Source organism: Zoogloea sp. (assembly GCF_023150065.1).
In the GTDB taxonomy this organism is placed as follows: Bacteria; Pseudomonadota; Gammaproteobacteria; order Burkholderiales; family Rhodocyclaceae; genus Zoogloea.
Window position 1 is genome coordinate 69710 of record NZ_JAKLLN010000021.1, and the last position, 6079, is coordinate 75788.

At 70.0% G+C, this 6079-nt stretch carries 3 protein-coding genes; all 3 read left to right on the forward strand.

Annotated features, from left to right (window positions below; genetic code table 11):
* The first annotated feature begins 14 nt into the window (after positions 1-14).
* Genes L6Q67_RS19285 through L6Q67_RS19295 form a run of 3 tightly spaced genes read left to right on the forward strand, consistent with a single transcriptional unit; the run spans position 15 to position 5899 of the window.
* Positions 15-1229 carry an efflux RND transporter periplasmic adaptor subunit gene (locus L6Q67_RS19285; protein ID WP_296573404.1) on the forward strand — a complete coding sequence of 405 codons (1215 nt, stop codon included), beginning with the start codon at positions 15-17 and terminating at the stop codon, positions 1227-1229.
* Between the two features lie 10 nt (positions 1230-1239).
* Positions 1240-4440, forward strand: coding sequence for an efflux RND transporter permease subunit (locus tag L6Q67_RS19290; RefSeq protein WP_296573408.1), 3201 nt, complete (start codon positions 1240-1242; stop codon positions 4438-4440).
* Positions 4441-4444: 4 nt separating this feature from the next.
* Complete coding sequence (locus L6Q67_RS19295) at positions 4445-5899, forward strand: efflux transporter outer membrane subunit (RefSeq protein ID WP_296573411.1); 1455 nt, start codon at positions 4445-4447, stop codon at positions 5897-5899.
* Positions 5900-6079: the final 180 nt, after the last annotated feature.

Sequence of the window (6079 nt, forward strand, 5' to 3'; positions counted from 1 at the left end):
ACAGAGAGGACAGCATGCCCAACATTCCATCCGCCCCCCTCCGCCGCCGCACCCTCATCGGTGCCGCCCTCACCGGCCTCGTCCTGACGGGCATCGGCATCGGCGCCCACGCCACCCGTGACAGCGCCCCCGCCGCGCTCCCCGCGCCCCAGGCGGTGGTGGTGGACACCGCCGAGGTGCTCCACCGCAGCGTCACCGAACAGCACGAATTCTCCGGCCGTCTCGAGGCGGTGGACCGGGTCGAGGTCCGCCCCCAGGTCGCCGGCATCCTCACCCAGGTGCACTTCAGGGATGGCGCCACCGTACGCAAGGGTGAGGTGCTGTTCACCATCGACCCGCGCCCGTTTGCCGCCGAGGTGGCCCGGGCCGAGGCCCAGCTCGCCGCGTCCGAATCGCGGGTGGCCTACACCGCCTCCGACCTGGCCCGCTCCGAGCGCCTGATTGCCGACAACGCGGTATCGCGCCGCGATCTGGAAGAGAAGCAGAACGCCGCCCGCGACGCCGCCGCCAACGTGCAGGCCGCCCGCGCCGCGCTGCGCATCGCCCGCCTCAACCTGGAATACACCACCATCAAAGCCCCCATCGACGGCCGCATGTCCCGGGCCGAGGTGACGGTGGGCAACCTGGTGAGCCCCACGGGCGGGCCCGCCCTGACCACCCTGGTATCGTCCGACCGCATCTACGCGGCCTTCGACGTGGACGAGCAGACCTTTCTCAAGTCGGTGAATCCGGCACGCACCGCGCAGCGCACGAACCTGCCCGTCCAGCTTGGCCTGGCCAACCAGGACGGCTACAGCGCCGAAGGGCGCATCCATTCGGTGGACAACCGCCTCGACACCACATCGGGGACCATCCGGGTGCGGGCTGTCTTCGACAATCCGGACGGCCTGCTTGTGCCCGGCCTGTACGCCCGCATCCGCCTTGGCAGCGCCACGCCGCGGGACGCGGTACTGATCGACGACCGGGCCGTGGGCACCGACCAGGACAAGCGCTTCGTGCTGGTGGTGGGCGAAGGCAACCGCACGGCCTACCGGGAGGTGCGGCTGGGCAAGCTGCAGGACGGCCTGCGCATCGTCGAGGACGGCCTCAAGCCGGGCGAGCGCATCGTGGTGAATGGCCTGCAGCGGGTGCGCCCGGGCGACCCGGTGACGCCCCACCCGGTGGCCATGGAAGGCAGCGCCCCGGTGGCTGCGGTGGCCGAGCCCCGTGCCCTCAAGACCCGCATCTGAGGCGCGCATCATGAACATCTCCAAGTTCTTCATCGACCGCCCCATCTTTGCCGGGGTGCTGTCGGTCCTGATCCTGCTGGCCGGCCTGCTGTCAGTCTTCCAGCTGCCCATCGCCGAATACCCGGAGGTAGTGCCGCCTTCGGTGGTGGTACGCGCCCAGTTCCCTGGCGCCAACCCCAAGGTGATCGCCGAAACCGTGGCCGCGCCGCTGGAAGAGAGCATCAACGGCGTGGAAAACATGCTCTACATGCAGAGCCAGGCCAACAGCGACGGCAACCTCACCCTCACCGTGCACTTCCAGCTCGGCGTCGACCCGGACAAGGCCCAGCAGCTGGTGCAGAACCGCGTCTCCCAGGCCCTGCCGCGCCTGCCGGAAGACGTGCAGCGCCTGGGCGTGACCACCGCCAAGAGCACCCCCACCATCACCATGGTGGTGCACCTCACCTCGCCGGACGACCGCTATGACATGACCTACCTGCGCAACTACGCGGTCCTCAACGTCAAGGACCGCCTGGCGCGCATCAAGGGGGTTGGCGAGGTCGGCCTGTTCGGCTCGGGCAACTACGCCATGCGTGTGTGGCTGGACCCGGGCAAGGTGGCCGAGCGCGGCCTCACCGCCGGCGAGGTGGTCAAGGCCATCCGCGAGCAGAACGTGCAGGTGGCCGCCGGCGTGATCGGCGCGCCCCCCAACGACCGCCGCACGCCCTTGCAGCTCAACGTCAATGCCCAGGGCCGCCTCAAGGACGAGGCCGAGTTTGCGCAGATCATCCTCAAGACCGCCCCCGATGGCGGCGTCACCCGCCTGGGCGACGTGGCCCGCATCGAGCTGGCCGCCGCCGAGTTCGGCTTGCGCGCCCTGCTCGACAACAAGCCGGCGGTGGCCATCCCCATCTTCCAGACGCCGGGCGCCAACGCCCTGGACATCTCCGCCCAGGTGCGCGAGACCATGGCCGAGCTGTCGAAGGACTTTCCGCCCTCGGTGCAGTACAGCATCGTGTATGACCCGACCCAGTTCGTGCGGGCCAGCATCAAGGCGGTGATCACCACCCTGCTGGAGGCCATCGCCCTGGTGGTGCTGGTGGTGATCGTCTTCCTGCAGACCTGGCGTGCGTCCATCATCCCGCTGCTTGCCGTGCCGGTGTCCATCATCGGCACCTTCTCGCTGATGCTGGGCTTCGGCTATTCCATCAACGCCCTGTCCCTGTTCGGCATGGTGCTGGCCATCGGCATCGTGGTGGATGACGCCATCGTGGTGGTGGAGAACGTGGAGCGCAACATCGCCGCCGGCCTGTCGCCCCGCGAGGCCACCTACCGGGCCATGCGCGAAGTCTCTGGCCCCATCATCGCCATCGCCCTCACGCTGGTGGCGGTGTTCGTGCCCCTGGCCTTCATGACTGGCCTCACCGGCCAGTTCTACAAGCAGTTCGCCATGACCATCGCCATCTCGACGGTGATCTCGGCCTTCAACTCGCTGACCCTGTCGCCGGCCCTGGCCGCCCTCCTGCTCAAGGGCCACGACACGCCCCCCGACTGGCTCACGGTGCAGATGCAGCGCGTGTTCGGCGGCTTCTTTGCGCGCTTCAACCGCTTCTTCAAGCGCAGCAGCGACCGCTACGGCCGCGGCGTCAGCGGCGTGATCCAGCGCAAGGCCTCGGCCATGGGCGTGTACGTGGTGCTCCTCGGCCTCACCGTAGGCATCTCCTACATCGTGCCCGGCGGCTTCGTGCCGGCCCAGGACAAGCAGTACCTGGTCAGCTTTGCCCAGCTACCCAGCGGTGCGTCCCTCGACCGCAGCGAGGCGGTGATCCGCCGCATGGGCGAGATCGCCCTCAAGCAGCCCGGCGTGGAGAGCGCCGTGGCCTTCCCCGGCCTGTCCATCAACGGCTTCACCAACAGCTCCAGCGCCGGCATCGTCTTCGTGACCCTCAAGCCCTTTGCCGAGCGCAAGTCGCCCGAGCTGTCGGCGGGCGCCATCGCCGGGGCCCTCAACCAGCAGTACGCGGCCATCCAGGAGGCCTTCATCGCCGTCTTTCCGCCCCCGCCGGTGATGGGCCTGGGCACCGTGGGTGGCTTCAAGATGCAGATCGAGGACCGGGGCAGCGTGGGCTACGCCGAGCTGGACACGGCCGCCAAGGCCTTCATGGCCGCCGCGGCCAAGGCGCCGGAGCTGGGCCCGATGTTCTCCAGCTACCAGATCAACGTGCCCCAGCTGGACGTGGACCTGGACCGCACCAAGGCCAAGCAGCAAGGTGTGGCAGTGACCGACGTGTTCGACACCCTGCAGATCTACCTGGGCTCGCTGTACGTCAATGACTTCAACCGCTTCGGCCGCGTCTACCAGGTGCGGGCCCAGGCCGACGCCGACTTCCGCGCCCAGCCCGAGGACATCGCCCGCCTGAAAACCCGCAACGCCAGCGGCGAGATGGTGCCCCTGGGTTCCCTGCTGCGGGTCACGCCCACCTACGGGCCCGAGATGGTGGTGCGCTACAACGGCTTCACCGCCGCCGACATCAACGGCGGGCCGGCGCCCGGCTACTCGTCGGCCCAGGCCGAAGCGGCCGCCGAGCGCATTGCCGCCGAGACGCTGCCCCGGGGCGTGAAGTTCGAATGGACCGACCTCACCTACCAGAAGATCCTGGCGGGCAACGCCGGGGTGTGGGTCTTCCCCATCAGCGTGCTGCTGGTCTTCCTGGTGCTGGCCGCCCAGTACGAGAGCCTGACCCTTCCCCTGGCAGTGATCCTGATCGTGCCCATGAGCATCCTGGCCGCCCTCACCGGCGTGTGGCTGACGGGGGGCGACAACAACATCTTTACCCAGATCGGGCTGATGGTGCTGGTGGGGCTGGCGTGCAAGAACGCCATCCTCATCGTCGAGTTCGCCCGGGAGCTGGAGCTGCAGGGCCACACCCCGCTGCAGGCCGCCATCGATGCCAGCCGCCTGCGCCTACGCCCCATCCTGATGACCTCCATCGCCTTCATCATGGGCGTGGTGCCGCTGGTCACCTCCACCGGCGCCGGGGCCGAGATGCGCCACGCCATGGGCATCGCGGTGTTCTTCGGCATGCTCGGCGTGACCCTGTTCGGGCTGTTCCTGACGCCGGTGTTCTATGTGCTGCTGCGCACCCTGGACAAGCGCCACCCCCTCCACTCGGCCACCCACCACGAAGCCCCGCTGGTGGCCCCCATCCCTGCCCACGCCGGCCAGGAGTAAGACGATGACCCTGCGCAACCTGCCCCTGCCCCGCCACGCCACCGGCCTGCTGGCCAGCCTGCTGCTCCTGGCCGGCTGCTCGGTGGCCCCCATCCACGAAAGGCCGACCATCGCCACCCCCGCCGCCTTCAAGGAGGCGGCTCCCGCCGACGCCAGCTGGAAACCTGCCGAGCCCGCCGACAGCGCCGCCCGGGGCGACTGGTGGCATGTCTTCGGCGACCCGCTCCTCGATCGCCTGGAGCGGGACGCGGTGCTGGCCAACCCGGACCTGATGGCCGCGGCGGCCCGCCTGGGCCAGGCCCGGGCGCTGGAGCAATCTGCCCGGGCGGCCCGGGCGCCCCAGGTCGGTGTGGGCTTCGGGCCGACCCGCCAGCGGCCCTCGCCCGCCGCCCAGGGCCTGGCCGCCGATGCCGACACCCAGGCGCGCACCCTGTGGCGCGGCCAGGCCACCATCGCCTACGAGGTGGACCTGTTTGGCCGGCTGGCCAGCGCCGAAGAGGCCACCCGCCTCGACAGCGCCCAGCGCGAGGCCCTGTTTGCCGTGACCCTGCTCAGCCTGCAGGCCGACGTGGCCCAGGCCTACTTCCTGATCCGCGAGCTGGACGCCGCCCAGGCCCTGTACGCCGACACCGTGCGCCTGCGTGCCGACACGGTGAAGCTGCTGCAGCGCCGCTTCGACGAAGGCGACATTGCCGAGCTGGACCTGGCCCGGGCCCGCAGCGAGCTGGCCTCGGCCCGCTCCGAATCCCTGGGCCTGGCCCGCCAGCGCGCCGTGGCCGAGCACGCGCTGGCCATCCTGCTGGGCAAGTCGCCGGCCGAGTTCAGTCTGCCGGTGATGCCCCTGACGCGCCTCGCGGTCAATGTGCCCGCGGGCCTGCCCTCGGCCCTGCTGGAGCGCCGGCCCGACATCGCCGCGGCCGAACGGGCCATGGCCGCCGCCAACGCCCGCATCGGCGTGGCCCGGGCGGCGTGGTTCCCGCGCCTGGCCCTCACCGGCGCCCTGGGCTACGAATCCGACGGGCTGGGCGATCTCTTCAAATACGCCAGTCGCAGCTTCGTCTTCGGCCCCCTGGTGGGCACCGCCCTGAGCCTGCCGGTGTTCGACGGCGGCGCCCGCGAGGCCGGCGTGGCACAGGCCCGCGCCGCCCACGCCGAAGACGGCGCCCGCTACCGCCAGACCGTGCTGCAGGCCTTCCGCGAGGTGGAGGACAACCTGGCCCAGCTGCGCATCCTCGGCGAACAGCACCGGGAACAGGACGACGCCGTGGGCGCCGCCGAGCGGGCCGCGCGCATCGCCCGCCTGCAGTACCGGGAAGGCGCCGTGAGCTACCTCAACGTCATCGACGCGGAGCGCAGTGTGCTGCAGCAACAGCGCGTCGCCGTGGGCCTGGACGGAGAGCGGGCCCGGGCAACGGTGAACCTCATCCGTGCCCTGGGCGGAGGCTGGACCGCAAGCTGAGGGCCTGTGGGGTCGAATTCATTCGACCGCGGACTTACGGTCACCGGCTTGCCTGTCGTTGGGAACGCGCTTTTCTGGCGCTACGGAGCGGCTTTCCGTTGTATGACGTCACATTGGCCGGGGACTCGCCCCCGGCGGGCGACCTTCTTTCTTGTTGTACGACAAGAAAGAAGGCAAAGA

Excerpts from the sequence above, each read along its gene's own strand:
- L6Q67_RS19285 (WP_296573404.1), top strand. The coding sequence starts at position 15 with ATGCCCAACATTCCATCCGCCCCCCTCCGCCGCCGCACCCTCATCGGT.
- L6Q67_RS19290 (WP_296573408.1), top strand. The coding sequence starts at position 1,240 with ATGAACATCTCCAAGTTCTTCATCGACCGCCCCATCTTTGCCGGGGTG.
- L6Q67_RS19295 (WP_296573411.1), top strand. The coding sequence starts at position 4,445 with ATGACCCTGCGCAACCTGCCCCTGCCCCGCCACGCCACCGGCCTGCTG.